The sequence below is a fragment of the Paenarthrobacter sp. NPDC056912 genome, assembly GCF_042786555.1.
Taxonomy (GTDB): Bacteria; Actinomycetota; Actinomycetes; order Actinomycetales; family Micrococcaceae; genus Arthrobacter.
The window spans coordinates 70,511-88,420 of sequence record NZ_JBHUCD010000012.1 but is presented as its reverse complement, the minus strand read 5'-3'; the positions used below and the strand labels follow the sequence as shown (position 1 = coordinate 88,420).

Annotated in this window: 14 protein-coding genes; 6 read left to right on the top strand and 8 right to left on the bottom strand. The window is 59.2% G+C overall.

From position 1 onward, the window contains the following. The first annotated feature begins 22 nt into the window (after nucleotides 1-22). Genes ACFRJ9_RS14305 through ACFRJ9_RS14290 form a run of 4 tightly spaced genes read left to right on the top strand, consistent with a single transcriptional unit; the run spans nucleotide 23 to nucleotide 4,654 of the window. The gene (locus ACFRJ9_RS14305) at nucleotides 23-1,465 is read left to right on the top strand and encodes an MFS transporter (RefSeq protein WP_377669080.1); all 1,443 of its coding nucleotides are present in this window, start codon (nucleotides 23-25) and stop codon (nucleotides 1,463-1,465) included. Further along, entirely contained in the window at nucleotides 1,458-2,420 is a 963-nt protein-coding gene (locus ACFRJ9_RS14300; protein WP_377669077.1) for an ABC transporter substrate-binding protein, read from the top strand. The genes ACFRJ9_RS14305 and ACFRJ9_RS14300 overlap by 8 nt, the downstream gene beginning before the upstream one ends. Next, the gene (locus tag ACFRJ9_RS14295; RefSeq protein ID WP_377669074.1) at nucleotides 2,401-3,504 is read left to right on the top strand and encodes a membrane dipeptidase; all 1,104 of its coding nucleotides are present in this window, start codon (nucleotides 2,401-2,403) and stop codon (nucleotides 3,502-3,504) included. The genes ACFRJ9_RS14300 and ACFRJ9_RS14295 overlap by 20 nt, the downstream gene beginning before the upstream one ends. Nucleotides 3,505-3,544: 40 nt before the next feature. Beyond that, nucleotides 3,545-4,654: a pyridoxal-phosphate-dependent aminotransferase family protein gene (locus ACFRJ9_RS14290; RefSeq protein WP_377669071.1), complete on the top strand. Its 1,110-nt coding sequence runs from the start codon at nucleotides 3,545-3,547 to the stop codon at nucleotides 4,652-4,654. Between the two features lie 617 nt (nucleotides 4,655-5,271). On the opposite strand, the gene ACFRJ9_RS14285 is transcribed toward ACFRJ9_RS14290, so the two are convergent. From ACFRJ9_RS14285 to ACFRJ9_RS14275, 3 genes are read right to left on the bottom strand one after another with little or no spacing between them, the layout of a single operon-like run. Then, nucleotides 5,272-5,844, bottom strand: coding sequence for a flavin reductase family protein (locus ACFRJ9_RS14285; RefSeq protein ID WP_377669068.1), 573 nt, complete (start codon nucleotides 5,842-5,844; stop codon nucleotides 5,272-5,274). Between the two features lie 2 nt (nucleotides 5,845-5,846). Beyond that, on the bottom strand, nucleotides 5,847-6,893 hold the full coding sequence (locus tag ACFRJ9_RS14280) for a methionine synthase (protein ID WP_377669065.1): 1,047 nt from the start codon (nucleotides 6,891-6,893) through the stop codon (nucleotides 5,847-5,849). 20 nt (nucleotides 6,894-6,913) lie between these two features. After that, nucleotides 6,914-7,906 (bottom strand): DUF1852 domain-containing protein, encoded by a 993-nt coding sequence (locus tag ACFRJ9_RS14275; RefSeq protein ID WP_377669062.1) that lies wholly within the window; start codon nucleotides 7,904-7,906, stop codon nucleotides 6,914-6,916. A 120-nt stretch (nucleotides 7,907-8,026) separates the two neighbouring features. Here ACFRJ9_RS14275 and ACFRJ9_RS14270 point away from each other — a divergent pair, with 120 nt between their 5' ends. Together ACFRJ9_RS14270 and ACFRJ9_RS14265 are read left to right on the top strand one after the other, a co-directional pair. Further along, nucleotides 8,027-8,968, top strand: coding sequence for a LysR family transcriptional regulator (locus tag ACFRJ9_RS14270; RefSeq protein ID WP_377669059.1), 942 nt, complete (start codon nucleotides 8,027-8,029; stop codon nucleotides 8,966-8,968). Nucleotides 8,969-9,664: 696 nt separating this feature from the next. Continuing rightward, nucleotides 9,665-11,245 carry an ABC transporter substrate-binding protein gene (locus ACFRJ9_RS14265; RefSeq protein WP_377669056.1) on the top strand — a complete coding sequence of 527 codons (1,581 nt, stop codon included), beginning with the start codon at nucleotides 9,665-9,667 and terminating at the stop codon, nucleotides 11,243-11,245. Nucleotides 11,246-11,901: 656 nt separating this feature from the next. Here the strand turns inward: ACFRJ9_RS14265 and ACFRJ9_RS14260 are convergent. From ACFRJ9_RS14260 to ACFRJ9_RS14240, 5 genes are all read right to left on the bottom strand, one after another. Further along, nucleotides 11,902-12,681 carry an isocitrate lyase/phosphoenolpyruvate mutase family protein gene (locus ACFRJ9_RS14260; RefSeq protein ID WP_377669053.1) on the bottom strand — a complete coding sequence of 260 codons (780 nt, stop codon included), beginning with the start codon at nucleotides 12,679-12,681 and terminating at the stop codon, nucleotides 11,902-11,904. Between the two features lie 250 nt (nucleotides 12,682-12,931). Continuing rightward, entirely contained in the window at nucleotides 12,932-14,170 is a 1,239-nt protein-coding gene (locus tag ACFRJ9_RS14255; protein WP_377669050.1) for an amidohydrolase family protein, read from the bottom strand. Nucleotides 14,171-14,366: 196 nt separating this feature from the next. After that, complete coding sequence (locus ACFRJ9_RS14250; protein ID WP_377669263.1) at nucleotides 14,367-15,686, bottom strand: LLM class flavin-dependent oxidoreductase; 1,320 nt, start codon at nucleotides 15,684-15,686, stop codon at nucleotides 14,367-14,369. A 20-nt stretch (nucleotides 15,687-15,706) separates the two neighbouring features. Beyond that, a complete protein-coding gene (locus ACFRJ9_RS14245; protein WP_377669047.1) occupies nucleotides 15,707-16,279 on the bottom strand; it encodes a flavin reductase family protein in 573 nt (190 codons plus the stop codon). A 70-nt stretch (nucleotides 16,280-16,349) separates the two neighbouring features. After that, nucleotides 16,350-17,843 carry a peptide MFS transporter gene (locus tag ACFRJ9_RS14240; RefSeq protein ID WP_377669044.1) on the bottom strand — a complete coding sequence of 498 codons (1,494 nt, stop codon included), beginning with the start codon at nucleotides 17,841-17,843 and terminating at the stop codon, nucleotides 16,350-16,352. Nucleotides 17,844-17,910: the final 67 nt, after the last annotated feature.

Here is a 17,910-nt window from a genome sequence, read left to right as displayed (position 1 = left end):
GCCCATTCTCAGGAGGCAGAAAATGAGTTCACTAGACATTAAGGGCGGCGGGCCCAGACTTAATTCCATGCTGCTGAAGCTTTCCGAATCGGTCGACAAGATTCCGCTCACCCGGACCCACTGGGCGACGATCCTGTTGGTCGTGGCAGGCATGTTCTTCGACATTCTGGAATCCAATTCTTTGGGCCTCGCAGGCCCGCAAATCATCGCAACGTTTGGCATCTCGAAAGCCGAATTTGCGTTGATCAGCTCCATGACCTTCATCGGCCTGACCATCGGGGCCTACCTTGGCGGAATGCTCTCCGACATCAAAGGACGCAAGTTCGCGCTCGTGGCAAACCTCGTCGTGTACTCGGTGGGTGGCGTCCTGTGCGCCCTGGCCCCTAACTATGAAGTCCTCATGGGGTCGCGGTTGATCGTTGGCATTGGCCTCGGCGGCGAGCTCGCCGTCGGAATTGCGCTGATCTGCGAGATCATGCCCACCAAGTATCGTGCCCAAGCGGTAGCAGCCCTCAACGTGGGCTCTGGCGGGCTCGGCAACGTCGTGGCTCCCGCCTACGCCGCGTTGGTCCTGGTCGCCCTCGGGGATTTCTTTGGCGGACCGCAGGTCGCGTGGCGCTGGCTCTTTGGATTGCTGATCCTGCCCGTCCTTCTGGTGCTGGTGATCCGCCGGAACATGCCCGAATCTCCGCGTTTCCTTCTCACCCGTGGCGATATCGCCGGCGCCAACCGAAGCCTCACAGCGCTGGCAGCCGGCAGGATTCCGGACGAAGAGATCCACATCAAGGAAGAAGACCTCCACGCTGAAGACGGCGCCGTCGCCGTCCGCCCCCAGAAGATCCGCCTCGGAGAGATCTTTACCAGCGGACTGCGGCGCCGCACAGCAACGGCAAGCGGCGCGTACTTCATGGTCGTAGCCGCGCAGATGTCACTGCTTACGCTCATGCCAACGTTCCTTGTTGCGCGCGGCTCAACCATCGGCCAGAGTCTGTTGTACACACTCATCATGCAGATCGGCAGTCTCCTCGGCGCCCTGTGTGCAGCGACGATCACCTACCGGTTCCGACGCCGCACCGTGATGGTCGCCGGGGCCGTACTTGGCTGCCTCGTTGGTCTGGGATTCGGCCTGATGGCCAACACGGACCCCCTGATTCTGGTCTTTGGCTCCCTGTTCCAGTTCTTTACCCTTTTGCTGACCACCACCCTGTGGTCCTGGGCTCCTGAACTCTTCCCCACGAGGGTCCGCGGATTCGGTGTCTCCTTCGTCAAAGGCACTGGCGGTCTGGGCATCATCGTCATGCCGCCCCTGATCGCTCTGATCTTCGATAAAGCCGGCCTCCCCGGGGTCTTCACCACCATGGCGGTCATGTTCGCCATCACAGCCGTCCTGGCGCTGGCCGGTGTGGAAACCAAGGACCAGACGCTCGAAGAGGCCAACGAAGCCAGGCCTGTGTTCCATGCCTGAACAGCATTCGCCAAGTCCGGGGGGCAGCATCCGGATCGCTGCCGCCCGGAACCTGGCCTACCTGCCACACTATGTGGGGATCTCCCGCGGATACTTTGCCGCTGAAGGGATCACCGTTGATGTGCTGGAGCAGCCGCCAGGGCACGGAACAATCACCGATGCAGTGGTTCGAGGTGAAGCCGACCTTGTTCTGGGAAGCGTCGTCTTCGCCGACCGGCTCAGCAGAACGACGCCCAGCACTGTGGTCGCCGTGAGCAACACCCAGACCCGGCATTTTCTCTTCCAAAAAACCGGCGATATGGCGGTGGATGGAAGCCCGGAGAACTTTGACTGGAATGCGCTTCGGGGCCGGGTCATACTCGTTGCGCCGACCTTCGTCCCAACATCGTGGGTGGCTTTCCTTGACATCCTGCACCAACGCAGCATCCCGCTGGGGGACATCAGGCTCCTGGTCGGGTACCAACCGGAAGCGGTGGTGGAGGAATTCCTCACCGGACCAGGGGACTTCCTCCTCGCCGGTGGACAAGAAGCCCAGGACCCCCGACTCCGGGAAGTAGTTCCGCTCGCCAACGGGCTGGGCCCCGTCCCGTGGTCCGTCTACTGCGCCACCCGGTCCTGGGCGCAGGAGCACCTCTTCGAACTCAATGCCTTCCGCTCTGCCTTGGGGAAAGCCCAAGCCTGGCTGGCGGAGCAAAACCCGGCCGATGTGGCCATCGCGGCGCAGGAATGGTTTCCAGCTATCACGCCACGGGAGTTGCACGACACGGTTGCCCAGTTCCAGAGGATCGGATTCTGGGCGAAGACACCACAAGCCGTTCCGGCGGAATTCAGAGCCTGGCAAGCCGCGCTCATCCGGGCAGGACTCCTCGCAGTTGACACGAACCTTCTCGCAATGATCGAGGACCCTACCGGCAAAGACCAACTGGGAGACGACGATGACACAAACTCAGCTTGAACACCCCTACCTTTCCCGGGAGCTGAACCGGGACGAAGAACATCACGCCCAAGAACTCCACGCTCGAGCCACCGTGGTGGACACCTGCGGCGCGATTCCGCCTGGGGGGGATGGATCCCTGGACGAATCCATCGCCCTCCTTCGTCGCGGAGGCGTGGACTGCGTGGGGATGACCCTCTCGGCGGAGGAACATGACCAGCGGGCTGCCATGGACCAGATCACCTTCTGGAACCGAAACATCCGCAAACACTCCGCAGACCTCATGAAGGTCACCTGCGCTGATGACATCCGACAGGCCAAGGCCGACGGACGCATCGGCGTGTACTACCTTTTCCAAAACGCCAAGCCCTTCGGGGATGATCCGGGAAACGTCGAGCTTTTCCGGGATATGGGCATCGTCTCCTCGGCCATCACTTACAACAAACGCAACTTCCTTGGCGACGGCTGCGCCGAACCGGAAAACTCAGGGATCAGCAGTATTGGCCACGAAATGATCGCCGAGATGAACCGGGTCGGCATGCTCGTCGATCTCTCCCACGGAGGAAAGCGGACCCAACTGACGGCCGCCCAAGCATCCACCGCACCGCCATACTTCTCCCACAACAACTGCTATTCCGTGTTCGGCAACCGCAGGAACGCCACGGACGAAACCATGCAAGTCGTTGCCGACAAGGGCGGCATGATGAGCACCATGCCCCTGGAAATCAACGACGACTACCAGCCCACGGTGGCGAAGATGGTTGATCACCTCCTGCATACGCTGGGCGTTTTCGGCCCGACTGGGGTGGGAGTCTGCACGGACTTTCCCAAGGGCCGGCGCAGCGTCTACGAAACCGCCTACGTCGACGACAACGGCTATCTCAACATCCAGTACGACGGCACACTCTATGTGAAACGCATGAAGTGGGAAGGCCCGGGCTGTCTGCAAAGTCCGCCGTGGTACCCCTACGCCGAAGGCATCAAAACCTACCAGGGCTTCCCCAACATCACCCGGGAACTGATCATCCGCGATTTGGACGACACCACCATTGAGGCCGCCTTGGGCGGCAACTTCATCGACCTCATGACGCGGGTCGTCGGCTAACAGTGCGATCCTGCACAACAACCTGACACGGAGCACACCCATGACCACGCTACTAACCCGCCGCCACCTGTTCGGGCCCGGTCCCAGCAACTGCTACCCCCAAGCCACCGAAGCCTTGGGCCGACCAGTTTTGGGCCACCTCGACCCCGATTTCATCACAATCCTCGACAGCGCGTGTGACTCACTGAGGACCGTATGGGGAACAAACAACGCCCGCACGCTGCCTCTGAGTGCCACCGGCTCGGCCGGAATGGAGGCAGCATTCGTGAACACGGTGTCCCCGGGGAATATTGCCGTCATCGCAGTCAACGGGCTCTTCGGCGAACGCATGTGCGAGGTAGCACGACGCTGCGGCGCAGAAGTAATCCGTGTAGACCATGACTGGGGGACACCCATTGACACCGAACGCGTTCTTCAGGCTCACCCGAGTCCAAAAGTGATTGCAGCCGTACACGCCGAAACATCTACCGGAGTCCTGTCCGACATTTCCGAGCTTGGCACGGGCAAGGGTGATGCGTTGCTCATCATCGACGCAGTGACCTCCCTGGGCGGCATCGAGGTAATGGCCGATGAGTGGGGCATCGACATCGGATACTCCGGAACCCAAAAATGTCTTGGCGTTCCCCCGGGACTATCACCTTTCACTGTGTCGGAGCGGGCCTTCGATGAACGAGTTAAAGACCCACGCTCCTGGTACCTGGACATTGGATTACTTGGTGGCTACGTCGGCGCGGCCCAAGGGACCAGCCGAACCTACCACCACACCGCACCGGTCGCCATGATCGCTTCCCTCGAAGCCGGGCTACGCCGGATCCTAGACGAAGGCCTCAATAACGTATGGGCGCGGCATGAGGCCGCGGGCCGGGCGTTGCGCGAAGGACTGGAGAATATGGGCTTGCAACTCTTCGCCCAAGAAGGCTCCCGTCTGCCAAGCCTCACGACTGTCAGGGTTCCCGATAGCGTGGATTCCGCAAGAGTGCGACGCCACTTGATGGAGAAGTTCAGCATCGAAATCGGCGCCGGTGTCGGGCGTTACGCAGACTCACTATGGAGAATCGGCACCATGGGGCCCAACGCCCGACCGGACTCCGTCGAGCTAGTGCTCGGGGCCCTGGAGGATGGCTTACGCAGGTCCGCTGAGAATCCATGATTCATGGGTTCACGTCTTCTGAAGCATCCCCATATCCGAAGCCAGAAAAGCAGGGATGAATGCGCTTGCCTAATTGAGTAGATCCGCATTGAACGCCGACAGTGGACGTTTGTCGTCGGGCTGGCCAGAAGGGCTTGGTCATGTTCCTCCGTGCCGTCCCGGCCAAGTACTTGATGAAGGGGGGTGATCCCGCTGCGTCCAGTCATTCGGCGTTCTGGCGCGGGGAGTTCGGTCGGGCTTCCATGCCGATAGGCACTCATGTGTCTTGTTTGGGGTTTGTCGAAAGGGCTCCGGCAGTTCTAGGGCTCAATCTCGTCACCGCGACGATGTGAACGTCGGAGCCGTTCATGACCTCACGCAGGAGCGCGAGCGGTTCGCTTCGGTGTACGCGGAGACATGACGGAACTCATCGATCGTCGGCATGGGGCCGTCAAAGCGCTTTCGGCGGGAGCTTCTCGGGGGCGAACCGAACCGACGCAAGCGTGCAGGCCAAGGGTTGCATCCGAGCCATTCAGGAAGTCGATGGACGCTCCGATGTTAACGAGGACGACGGCGGGAGGTATGCTCCCGCCGTCGTACGCCGTTCGGTTTGCTGCCTCGCATTGTTGGCGCGGCGCTTAGCCTTCAAGCCTGGAATGCTCGCCCAGGCGGTGCCACGAACGGTTGTGGTAGACCAGAGCGTCGCCGGGTTCGCCCGATTGGACGTCACGCATTACACGGGACTCCAGGGCATGAACGGCGATGATAGTGGATGTCCCCACCTCCATGCGATTGATGATGGCGCAGCGCACCCAGGCGCGGACATCGTCATAGACCGCTTCGCCGGTTGCAAGGGCCGACCAGCGGTGCGTCTGGTCAAAGCGGTTGGCGCCGGGGGTCGCTCCAAACTTCGCCAAGTCGACGTCGTGCGCGTCCAGCAGGTGCACGACGACGGTTTCGGCGCGTGAAAGCACCTCAGATGCAGACGACAGCGCCGAGACCGAGAAAATCAGCAACGGAGGTTCCGCGCTCACTGACACGACCGACGATACCGTCAGCGCCACCGGTCCTTCGCCTGCATCCGCCGTGATGACGGCGACACCTCCCGGGTGGCCGCGAAACAGTGCCTTGAATTCGTCGGCCGAGAGGGAGGACGGGAAGCCTTGCCTGGGAGCCTCGAGCCAAGTGTCTGTGGGGTAGGCGTGAAACATCGTTATGACACCTTGGGGGCGGAGCCGGAGAGTTCCTCGCGAATGATGTTCGTCCCTGCGCTGAGAGCGCTCAGCTTGGCCAGCGCGACGTCCCGGGGGAACGGTGCCATGCCGCAGTTAGTGCTGGGGATGAGCTTGTCCGCATCGACGAACTGCAGGGCTTTGCGGAGGGTGTCGGCGACGTCCTCCGGGGTCTCGATGGTCTCGCTTGCGACGTCGATTGCCCCGAGCATGACTTTCTTGCCGCGGAGGAGCTCGATGAGGTCCATGGGCACGTGGGAGTTCTGGGATTCCAACGAGATGATGTCGATGCTGGAGCTCTTAAGCAGCGGGAACGTTTCCTCGTACTGCCGCCACTGTGAGCCGAGCGTCGCCTTCCAGTCAGTATTCGCCTTGATCCCGTAGCCGTAACAGATATGGACTGCGGTCTCCGCACGCAGCCCTTCCGTCGCTCTCTCAAGCGCAGCCACGCCCCAGTCCTTGACCTCGTCGAGGAAGACATTGAACGCGGGCTCGTCGAATTGGATGATGTCCACGCCGGCCGCCTCTAGTTCTTTCGCCTCCTGGTTCAGGATTGTGGCGAATTCCCAGGCCAGCTTCTCGCGGCTCTTGTAGTGGTCATCGTAGAGCGTGTCCACCATCGTCATCGGACCGGGAAGAGTCCATTTGATCGGCCGGTCGGTGGTTGCGCGGAGGAACTTTGCGTCTTCGACGAATACCGGCCGCTCTCGGCGCACAGCTCCGACGACGGTCGGCACGCTCGCGTCGTAGCGATCGCGGATGCGCACGGTTTTGCGTTGTTCAAAGTCGACCCCGCTGAGGTTCTCGATGAAGGTGGTGACGAAGTGCTGACGGGTTTGCTCGCCGTCGCTGACGATGTCGATGCCGCGTCGGCTCTGCTCGTGGATGGCGATGCGCAGTGCATCCTGCTTGCCCTCGAGCAGGGCATCACCCTCCAGCTTCCACGGGGACCAAAGAGTCTCCGGCTGTGCGAGCCATGACGGTTTCGGCAGGCTTCCTACAAGGGTGGTGGGCAATAGTGTGTTCATGATTGACGATTCTCCGGGGGTCAGTTGACGAGAGCGGGGGTTTTGGCGGTCCACTGGTCCAACAGGTCCTTGTGGGGCGTGATGAAGTGCTCCTCCGTGTACTTCGCCTGCGTTATCGCGAGCTGACTGCGCTCGACGCGGTCGTAAGCGATCTGGGTCCGCGAGTAATCCTGCTCTCCCAGGCTCGGCTGGTAGATCGCAGCGGCGGCGGAGTTCGCGTTGTAGACCTCCGGTCGGTAGATCTTCTGGAACGTCTCCATGGTGCTGATCGTGCCGATGAGCTGCAGGTTGGAGTAGTCGTTGAGCAGGTCGCCGCGGAAATAGAACGCGAGCGGCGCTACGCTGCCGCGTGGCATGAAGTAGCGAACCTGGAGACCCATCTTCGCGAAGTACGCGTCCGTCAGCGAGAACTCGTCCTGCTGGTACTCGACGCCCAGGACCGGGTGACGGTTCTCCGTTCGCCGGTACGTTTTGCTCGTGGAAACGCTGATGCACACCACTGGCGGCTGCGGGAAGCGTTCCTGGCATGCCGGGGAATCGAGGAAGTGCTGGAACAGTTTGCCGTGAAGATCGCCGAAGTCCTCGGGAACAGTGGGCTTGCCTGAGACCCCTGCTGCCGCTGGCAGTACGACGCTGAAGTCGAAGTCACGGACGTAGGAGGAGAAGTTGTTTCCGACGATACCTTGGTGGCGGACCCCGTTCAGTTGGTCGACAATCTGGATGTCGAGAACCTCGAACAGCGGGAACTGCTGATCCGTGCCTTCGGCAGTGAACTCTATCTGCACGGAGACTATCTCAAGCTCGAGCGTGTAGCGGTCCCGGTCCGGGTTGTCCCAGCTTGCGAGATCGTTGAAGCGGCGCCGAATCATGGTCAAGGCGTTGCGGAGGTTCTCCTGGCGGTGCTCGCCCCGTGCCAGGTTGGCGAAATTAGTCGTGATCCGGGAGCCCTCCGACGGGGAGTAGTCCTCGTCGAAGCGGGTCGTGCTAATGCTGAAGGTGAAGTCGTCTGCCATGTGCTGCCAATCCGTTGATGGGCCGGAGACGGCCTTTCAGAAGGTGATGTATCCATGGTGCAACCTTCCCGAAGGTATCGGGTAACTAGGCGTTACTATGCATTCATATAGACTTTTCCTATGCCCCAACTTTCGAGCGGACTCACCCTGCAGCAACTCCGCTACTTCATTGATGTCGCAGCGGAGGGGTCGATCTCCGCGGCTGCAGATCTTCTCTACGTAGCGCAGCCCACCATGTCCGCAGCGATGAAGGACCTTGAGGCCCGGGTGGGCCGTGCGCTCCTGGTTCGCTCCGCCCGCGGGGTCACCCTCACTGCAGACGGGGTAGAGTTCCTCGGCTATGCGAGGCAAGTCGTCGAGCAGTTCGCTCTCCTCGAGCAGCGCTACCTTGGTAGGCCCCCGACACGACGTCTGCTCGGGGTGTCAACGCAGCACTACTCTTTCGCAGTGGACGCCTTCGTTCGGATGGTGAAGGCCACCGATGTGGCCGAATACGAGTTTTCGCTGCGTGAGTCCCGCACCTGGGACATCATCGAGGATGTGCGGACGCTCCGCAGCGAGATAGGCATCCTCTACCGGAACGAATTCAACAGGAAGATCATCGACAAGCTGCTCCGGGAATCCGGGCTCGCATTCACTCCGCTCTTCCTCGCCGATCCGCACATTTTCATCTCACGGAAAAACCCGCTCGCCTCAAAAAAGCGTGCGACTCTCGCCGATCTCGCCGGCTTGCCGCGGCTAACTTTCGATCAAGGTGCGAATAACTCCTTTTACTTCGCCGAGGAGATTCTCTCCACCTTGTCCAGTAAGCAGGAGATCCGGGTCTCTGACCGTGCGACGATCTTCAACCTCATGATCGGGCTCCATGGCTACACGATCTCGACGGGCATCATCAGCGGGGAACTCGACCCGGAGATCGTCGCTATCCCGCTCGACGTTGACGAACGCATCGAGATCGGCTGGATCGGCCACGCCGCGATTCCTCTCACCGACCAAGCGCAGCGCTACCTCAAGGAATTGCGGGCCGTCGTCGCTGAATTCGGCGTAGCGCTACTCGACTGACAGCAGTTGAGTGGGCTGGTCTTTACCCCTTCGGTGACTGGACGTAGTTGTTGCAGCCGAGCGGGTTGCTGGTGTCGGACATGCCTGTCGCCGTTGCCGCATCCACAACACCAGATCCCCACGTCTTCCCTCATCACAGCGTCCCAAAGGGTGTCGATGACAACCAGGAACCGACACCAGCGCAGCAGGTCAAACGCGCAGGAACGTACAGTTTGGGTCATGCCCCTCCGCTCCGATGGGAGTAGTAACGCAACGGCACCAGCGTTCACCCAGATGCGGGCGAACCTCTGCGGGTGATTACCTCCATGCAAGCAGCGTGCCTGCTCGCCCCGAAGTCGGTTGTTAGATCTGACCATTCATTCCCAATTTCCGGTGCGATGCGCCCGGGACATGATCCGCGTCACACTGACAAGATCGTGTCCATGAACAAAGTGAAAACAGCGGCGTCTCCAACGGACGCGGAGCAGCCCTAGGTCTTGGTCCCGGGCGTGGACGGAGCTGCGCGGCCACCGAAGAAGTCTGGCGGAACCAGCCCCTGAATTGCATACGTCGCCCCCCGAACCCCCAGCATGCTTGTACGCGGTCGCTGATCGAGGCCGCAGGAGCCGGAAGTGCCTTCGAATCACAGATATCCGTGTGACCCTCGACCAGTTGTTATAGATATTTTCTCGAATCTACAACTTGAAAGATGCATTCATGAACAAGAAAATTATTCCTTGTGCTGCGATTTTTGCGGCAGGAGCCCTTGCCCTGAGTTCCTGCGGATCAAGCCCAAGTGGATCGTCATCGTCAGGGAAAATTGTGACCGACGGGACACTGAAAATCGCAGGTGCTGTTGATCCCGGCAACATATTTCCATTGATGAATCCATCTTCAGATGGTAAGCAGGTTATCGCCTTTGGCTATGATAATTTGATTTCTTTGGATGATGATGGAAAGCCAAGGCCTTGGTTGGCTGAATCATGGACGGCGACGACCACAGAAGCCACCTTCACTCTGAAGCCCGGAATTACCTGCAACGACGGATCCGAACTGACGGCCCAGACGGTAGCAGATAATTTCACATGGATTACGGATGCAAAGAACAACTCGTCCGAGTTGGGTGTGACCGTTCCGGAGGATTTGAAGGCTACGGCCGACAACGCGACCCGAACCGTTACTTTGACCTCGGCGACACCGTCGCCCTTCCTCGTTGAGAACATTGGCCGTGTTTTCATTGCATGTAGCGCTGCACTTAAGGACCCCTCCAAGTTTGCTGGAGCATTTGGTGGAACCGGCCTCTACACCCTCACTGACGTGAAGCCAGGAGAGAGCTACACGATGACCCGTCGCTCGGGGTATAGCTGGGGCCCTGAGGGAACAACTTCTGAAACTCCAGGATTGCCGAAGTCAGTAGTGATCACTGTTGTGGGCGACAACACAACTCGGGCCAACCTGCTTGTTTCCGGAAACACGAATATTGCCTCTGTCACTGGAGCGGATGCTGTGCGGCTTGACGCACTTAAGATGAAAGGCCTTTCCATCCAGCTTCCTCCGAGTGAGTTGTTTTTCAACCAGCGAAGTTCACGGGTAAGTTCAGATCCTGCGGTCAAGAAGGCTCTTGTGCAAAGCACGAATACCTCGGAAATCATCGACATTCTTGCCGGCGGTAAGGGAAGTCCTGCCCAGTCCCTCCTTGGCGGTGTGCCGCGGACCTGTGCCGTTGACGACGTCTACAAGTCCATTCCGGCATTTGATGTGAATGCCGCGGCCAAGACACTTGATGATGCCGGGTGGAACATGTCAGATGGCGGTGTGCGCAGCAAAGATGGCCAAAAGCTAGCCATCACCTTCGTTTACCGCTCTGGAGCTGAGAAGAATGCGGCATTTGAGCACCAGGCCGACGTTTGGAAAAAGCTGGGAGTTGATGTGACCCTGAAATCTGCAGATAGCCCGACCATCATCGACATGCTCTTCAAGCCAGGTTCATCAGACTGGGACATCGCGGACATGAACGTCAATAACTCGTTCCCCACCGTTCTGGTTCCTTACTTCAGCGGCGATACGTCGAACAATTTCTCGAATATTCAGAATCCTACATACAACAAGAACGTTGCCGCGGCAATGAAGACCGTCGGAACTGCGGGATGTCCTGAGTGGCAGGCGGCAGAACGTGCCCTCGTCTCGGATGCAGATATCCTTCCATTGGGATGGCACCATAACACGATCTACATGCGGGGATTTACGGCTAGCCTGTCTGCTGTTATTGACCCTTGGTCATTCCGCCAGTCAGAGTAACTGCCAGGGAACGAACGTCAGTTCCGTAGCTTGGGAGCGGTTGACGTCCAATAAGATCGCCTTAGGTCGATCCTTCCAGGAGTTGGCACGTCGGCAGACGGCCGTTGCCAACGCCAAAAGGCCGCGCCTGACAACTTAACTGAGGCTCGTCCGGAATCCGTTAACTGACAGGTTGAATGCAAAGACTGACATTTGCAATGAAACCGGACAGCACGAATCCCTCATTTACTGAGCACCCAAACGGAAACGCCGACGATGGACGTTCTGTCGCCGGGCCGTTTGGAAGGCCTCGACATGTTCTTCGGAGATTTGAGTAGGCAGGGAGGCAATCGGGCCTGGCGGTTCCTCGGCGGATCGAGCGAAAAGGAAGTGTGGATAATGTCCACACTTCCTCCTCGTACTGCCACCGAATTGGCCCGACTTCCGCACGTTTCCGCGAGTTCCCCGCAATGACAAGGCTGGGAATCCCGTTCGAGTCCCACCTCGGGCACGGCATACCCCCTCGTCAGAGGGGGTTTTGCTTTCGCCAAGCGAAGGCCAAGTTCCCTTCCAGCGGGCACGGATGCCCGTCTCTTGCGCAAGGCGGGGTCAGCCTTCAACACGCGATCCGGCACCTGACCGGTCCCGCCTATGATGCGGGGACCGGTTTCTTTGGTTTAGTTCAGGGCCGGGGTGTCCTTGGGGATGACGCCGGAACCGTACAGATCGGCGGCTAGATCCTGGAGGGCGCGCAAGGCGACCCGCTGGGTAAAGGGACCGTAGGAAACACGCGCGACGCCGAGTTCCTGGAGATCAGCTGCGGGAAGCGCTCCGGGGGCGCCGATCACAGACAATTTGCCGTGTCCGAGGCCTGCGACGAGCGGTTCGATAACGTCGCGTGTCAGGGCGCCAGGGACGAATACCAACGCTGCTCCTGCATCGAGGAAGGCGCGACCACGGGCAATGGCGTCCTCAATGCTGTCCTTGATCGGGCGGTCGCCACCTTTCGCAATGGCGTCGGTGCGTGCGTTCAGCTGGAACGCGATGCCTTCGCCGTTGGCGGCGTCGACTATCGCCTTCACTCGGGCGACGGCTTCATCGAAAGGACGCAAGCGGTCCTCGACATTGGCGCCTACGACGCCGATGCCAATCGCCCGGCGGATGGTTTCGGCTGGGTCTTCATAACCGTCGTCGAGGTCTGCGGTGACCGGAAGTTCAACCGCGTTGACGATCCTCTTGACGCCATCCAGCGCGATATCCAGGGGCATGGTTCCATCGGCGTAGCCATACGCGGCCGCAATCGAGTGCCCGGCCGTGGCAATGGCCTTCGTCTCAGGAAGGGCTGCAACGGCCGAGGCGCTGACGGCGTCCCACACGTTGACCACACTCAGGATTTCCGGTGCCTCATGCAGAGCCTTCAATTTCTCTGCCCGGGCCTGGATATTTGATTCGGTCATGGTCGTCCTCCGTCGTCATGGTTGGGATCACTCGCCAAAGTCAGCCTAGACGTAAGGTGCCCTGCCATGACAAGGCGGGTGGGAAAACGTAACGGGGCGGCTTAGTTGTAATCCGGGATGTCGGGCATGAGCTGGTCGCGGTTGTAGAGGGCCCCGCCCCCTTGTTGGGCGAGGCCCTAGAGTCGCGCTGGCCTTTATCGGCTCCTGACCCTTCCAAATTCGCCGTGTCGTGTTCCAGTACGGTGTGAGACTACTGGACCAGCGACCCGCTTTTGAATACAAGGTCGATGTCGTTGAATGCGGACATATCACCCAGATCTTGCAGGCCTTTGATAGCGACCAGGTCCGCGAAGCGTCCTGTCTCGATGACGCCGACGTCGGGGGTGCCGATTGCATCCGCTGCGTTGATTGTTGCCGTGCGCAGGGTTTCCATGGGAGACATGCCAGCGTCGATGAAGTCTTGGAATTGGCGAGCATTTTCGCCATGCGGGAAGATGATTGCGTCGGTCCCGTAAGCGAGTTTTACGCCGGCTTCAATAGCTGTTTGAAGGGCACGCATTGACGGTCCGCGGGCTTCACTGATTTTTCGCTTTACTTCCTCCGGAAACGCGGCGGAGGCGCGCTGGTCGTCTACCCAGTGGATAAGATATGTGGTGGGCACATAGTATGTTCCACGCTCCAGCATTGCGTCGAAGATCTCGGGGCCTTCGATCAGCGAGCCATGGTCGAGTGTCCGCACTCCAGCCCGTACGGCCCGAAGGGCCCCTTCCGTTCCATGGGCGTGGGCTGCCACATATTTTCCGTAAGCTGCTGCTTCTTCGACTGCAGCTCGAATCTCTGCCTCGGTGTATTCCGGGGCACCCGGTACGGTTCCAGCCGCGTATCCCGCACCAGTGGCGATGACCTTGATGAGATCGGAGCCGCCGTGCAGAAGGGTCCGGACTGCCTTACGTACTTCATCTACAGAGTCAGCAACACCGATGCGGAACTCCCGCGGCAATTCGATGTCCACTGCCAGGTCCGTGATCTCACCACCGCCTGATGAACAGGTGACGTAACCACCCGCAGCAAAGATACGTGGCCCGATAACAATGCCACTGTTGATGGCATTGCGCAGATCGCAGTCGACCCAGGCCCTGAACGTCCCGAGCTCCCTGACGGTGGTGAATCCTGCCCGGAGAGTCGTCGCGGCGTTCTTTACTCCCTCAAGCACGGACCAAGCGGCGGACTTGGTCAGAAAGGGCATGTAGCTTCCTTCTTGCAAGTTCCCAATCATGTGAGTGTGGAGGTCGATCAGTCCTGGCGCGACGAGGTGATCACTAAGGTCGACGAGTTTGGCATCTGATTCTTCGTGTTTCGCGGGGGAGTAGGGTTCCACCGCGGTGACTCTTTCATTTTCGACAATGATGGCGTAGTCGCGGAGGAGCTCTCCTTTCCTCACGTCGGCCAGGGTTCCGGCGCGGAATATTACTCGTTCGTTCAGGTCCATGTGTTTCTCCTTCAATGTGGTGAGTTGTGTCTTTGAATGGCGGGTAGGCCGGTCCGGTGTTCGGGTATTTCGTGTCATTTGAGGGCCGTCGTGGCTACTCTCGCGGAGGCCGACCAAAGTGAGGGCTTGCGAACTTTTCCATGAGGAGGTTGGCTGCAGCTTTGGAGGTCAGTGCCAATGCGCTTCTCAGGGCCTGTCACGACTCATAACCTTCCCCATGTGCTGGACGGGCAAGACCCAAGTGGTCACGGAGGGTGGTGCCGGAGTATTCGTTGCGAAACAGTCCTCGGCGCTTCAGCTCCGGCATAACCAAGCGGTTGAAATCATGGAGCCCGACTGGCAGGAACGTTGGGACGATAAGGAAGCCGTCCACAGCGCCGTTTTCGAACCACTCTTGAAAGGTATCGGCGATTGTTGTGGCGGTGCCCACAAATACGGGGTGACCATAGGAACCAACCACCTTCGGATACAACTCTCGCAACGTCAAATTCTCTCGGCGCGCCATTTGAACAATGAGCTGCTGTCGGCTCTGGTAGGCCTGGGTTGCCGGTATCTCCTCAGGAAGTGGAGCGTCAAGAGGCAGTCGGGTGACGTCGAAGCCAAGCAGCTGGGACAGGCGGGCGAGTCCGATTTCAGGGTGGATAAGGCTTTGGAGTTCAGCCCATTTCTTTCGAGCCGCTTGTTCCGTCTCAGCAACAACTGGGATAGCCCCGGCGAGTACTTTTACGGAGTCCGCGCTTCTACCGGCTCGAACTGTCCGTGATCGAAGATCGGCAGAGAATGCTTTGGCGTCCTCAATTGTGCGCTGGGCGGTGAATGCGACTTCGGCGTATTTGGCAGCTAAGTTCAATCCACCTTCGGAAGAACCGGCCTGTATTTGAACAGGGCGTCCCTGGACGGGGCGCACTACGTTGAGGGGGCCTCGGACCTGAAAGTTGTCTCCCTCGTGGTTAAGAAGGTGGAGGTCCGAGGGTTCGAAGTATCTCCCGGATGCTTTGTCGAGCACGAACGCGTCGTCGCCCCAACTATCCCAGAGGCCACGGACTACCTTGTAGAACTCTTCAGCGCGGGCGTAGCGATCTACATTCGAAAGGTGGTTCTTACGACTGAAGTTGGATGCCTCAGCCGTGACGTAGGAAGTTACAAGGTTCCATCCGGCGCGCCCGTCGCTGAGATTGTCGATGGAGGCGAGCTTTCGAGCAATATGGTAGGGCTCGTTGTAAGTTGTCGTTTGCGTAACTACGATGCCGATTTCCCGGGTCGCGCCCGCCAACGCCGCGGCCAACGTCAAGGGTTCAAATCGATAAACTACAGGATCTCGGCTGAGGATTTCACGGTCCGCTTCGGGTGCACTCAGCTCGTCAGCCAGGAACACGAAGTCGAATTTTGCGTTTTCTGCCTGGTTTGCGTAGTCCAGCATCTGGTTAAAGGTGACGGACGCGTTAGATACCGCCTCCGGGTGTCGCCATCCGGCAACATGGGAACTCGTAGGCGACAGAAGGGTTCCGAGGATCATCTGGCGCGGTGACGCGGGTGTCATGCATGTGCTCGATTCTGATTCGTGGAGTTGGCAGGTTTTAGGATCCGTTCGAAGCGGCCGTAACCACCTTTGTGAAAGAGAAGGGGGCTCTGATCTTCTTCAATGCCAATTCGGTGCATGGAATTGCCCGTCCCTAAGTTCAGAACCCTTCCCACTGCGATGTCGTGATCGCCAGCCTCATGGACGTCCGCCAGGCTGCAGTCAACCCACGCGACGCAGCCCTCTATTAGCGGGGACCCGCCCTCCGAAAGCGTCCAAGGGATGTCGGCAAATTTGTCTTTGTTGTGCCGACGCGAGAACTCGGTACAGATCCAGGCCTGCTGGTCCGACAGGACATTGACCGCGAATCTGCCGGCAGCGCGGATCTTGGGCCACGATGTCGACGCATGCCCCGGGAGGAATCCAACCAATGGCGGTGTCAGCGAAACCGATGTAAACGTCCCTACGATCATTCCCACTGGCAAGCCGTCTTCACTCATGGCGGCGACGAGAGCTACTCCGGTGGCGTGGTGGCCGAGTACTTCTCGAAACGATGGTTGCTCAGTCAGGTCGTTCGGCGTGACGTTCATCTTGTATTCCTTAATCTCCCCATAGTTATCGGATCACTTGCGCCAATAACTGGGGGGAGGTGAGTAGGGACTAAGCGGGGATTGCTGCGTCGAGGCTTGTTCCGTCCCGGACTATCCTTCGGACCAGCATCAGGACGCCAGCGGTGGCTGCACTGACGATGGCTGCCATGAGGAAGTAGGCGCTTGCGTCTCCGGTCGGGTTGTAAAACTGTGCGAAGATGCCCGACAGGGCTGCACCGACGGCGTAAGACATGGAGTGCAAGGCGACCATCTGTGAGCGGAATGCCTTCGGTGCCGTGGCCGTGGCGTATGACAGTCCTGCAGGGGAAGCGATCAAGTCCGCCAAGTAGAAGACTCCAATAACTCCCAATAGCAATGAGATTGGTATCAATGAACCTGGTACTAGTGAGCTGACGCTCAGAGTTATGAAACAAAGGCCAAGCGTCAGTAGCGAAATCGCATACTTGACGGCAATAGAGGGCTGACGGGTGCCAAGCTTGGTCCACAACGCGTTGACTATCGGGGTGAGAATAATCGCGAAGAGCCCGCCACTGGCGATGGCGGTGGATGGCGGCAAGTCGAAACCGAAGAAACTGCGGTCCGTGCGAGCTTCAGCATGAACAGCAACCACTGTGTAGAGCTGCATCCAGAGCATGACCTGCATTACGGAGGCCACGAAGATCGGCGTATAACGAACGACCGATTGGAACTCCGTTGCGGTCACAACTTTAGACCGCCCCATAAGCGTGAAGTAGATACCTGCCGAGACCAGTGCGACGACTGCCACGATTGTGGATGCGTCGCCCAGGTGAAGAATCCCAAGGGAGAAACCAGACCAAAGCGCGATGGTCAGCACTGCAACTATCCCGCCACAGCGCAACAATGCGGAAGGTGTCGCGGGATTTGGCACTATCCGCGACGCTGCGGGGAGCTTCGATCGTGCCGGAATGTAGATCAAGAGCCCGATCAACATCCCCACCGCGGCCGCCCCGAAACCGGCATGGAAGCCGAAGGACTGCTGTAGGAATCCGGTAGCTATGCCCCCGGTTAGTGCACCTAGGTTCAAACTAAGGTAGAAGATGGTAAAGCCAACAATCCGTTGCGCATCCCCGGGCGCATAAAAGGAACCGACGAGACTCGCGGTAGTGGCCTTGGTGCATCCGCTTCCTACTGCTATGAGCAGCATGCCTACGAGCAGCCCGCTAAACCCCGGGACGAAGGCCAGGGTGATATGACCGGCGAGCACGATCCCGGCGCCAATTGCCAGAGTGTTGGCGGTTCCAAAGATGCGATCGGCAACCCAGCCACCCAAAACCATCGCAAGGTAGATGGCGCCACTATATGCGCCGACGAGAGCGGCGGCGTCGGCTTGCTCTAGACCGAGGCCGCCCTTATCGGCTGGGAAATACATGTAATAGATGAGTATCGCCAGCATTCCGAAGTAGGAAAAACGTTCGGCGAGCTCAAAGGTGCTCACGAGATAAAGTGCCGCAGGCTGACGGAAAGAACCCCGTCGTTTTTCGCTGCCAGAGGCCAGCTGTTGGGCAGCAGGAGCTTGACTCATTCGGATCTCTCTTCTTGGGATTGAGCAGCAGACAGATCTGCTCGGCGCCGCCGTGTCTCGGCGGCTC

Bases quoted from the DNA above. Each gene is read 5' to 3' on its own strand.
- ACFRJ9_RS14305 (WP_377669080.1), top strand. From the start codon at position 23: ATGAGTTCACTAGACATTAAGGGCGGCGGGCCCAGACTTAATTCCATG.
- ACFRJ9_RS14300 (WP_377669077.1), top strand. From the start codon at position 1,458: ATGCCTGAACAGCATTCGCCAAGTCCGGGGGGCAGCATCCGGATCGCT.
- ACFRJ9_RS14295 (WP_377669074.1), top strand. From the start codon at position 2,401: ATGACACAAACTCAGCTTGAACACCCCTACCTTTCCCGGGAGCTGAAC.
- ACFRJ9_RS14290 (WP_377669071.1), top strand. From the start codon at position 3,545: ATGACCACGCTACTAACCCGCCGCCACCTGTTCGGGCCCGGTCCCAGC.
- ACFRJ9_RS14285 (WP_377669068.1), bottom strand. From the start codon at position 5,844: ATGTTTCACGCCTACCCCACAGACACTTGGCTCGAGGCTCCCAGGCAA.
- ACFRJ9_RS14280 (WP_377669065.1), bottom strand. From the start codon at position 6,893: ATGAACACACTATTGCCCACCACCCTTGTAGGAAGCCTGCCGAAACCG.
- ACFRJ9_RS14275 (WP_377669062.1), bottom strand. From the start codon at position 7,906: ATGGCAGACGACTTCACCTTCAGCATTAGCACGACCCGCTTCGACGAG.
- ACFRJ9_RS14270 (WP_377669059.1), top strand. From the start codon at position 8,027: ATGCCCCAACTTTCGAGCGGACTCACCCTGCAGCAACTCCGCTACTTC.
- ACFRJ9_RS14265 (WP_377669056.1), top strand. From the start codon at position 9,665: ATGAACAAGAAAATTATTCCTTGTGCTGCGATTTTTGCGGCAGGAGCC.
- ACFRJ9_RS14260 (WP_377669053.1), bottom strand. From the start codon at position 12,681: ATGACCGAATCAAATATCCAGGCCCGGGCAGAGAAATTGAAGGCTCTG.
- ACFRJ9_RS14255 (WP_377669050.1), bottom strand. From the start codon at position 14,170: ATGGACCTGAACGAACGAGTAATATTCCGCGCCGGAACCCTGGCCGAC.
- ACFRJ9_RS14250 (WP_377669263.1), bottom strand. From the start codon at position 15,686: ATGATCCTCGGAACCCTTCTGTCGCCTACGAGTTCCCATGTTGCCGGA.
- ACFRJ9_RS14245 (WP_377669047.1), bottom strand. From the start codon at position 16,279: ATGAACGTCACGCCGAACGACCTGACTGAGCAACCATCGTTTCGAGAA.
- ACFRJ9_RS14240 (WP_377669044.1), bottom strand. From the start codon at position 17,843: ATGAGTCAAGCTCCTGCTGCCCAACAGCTGGCCTCTGGCAGCGAAAAA.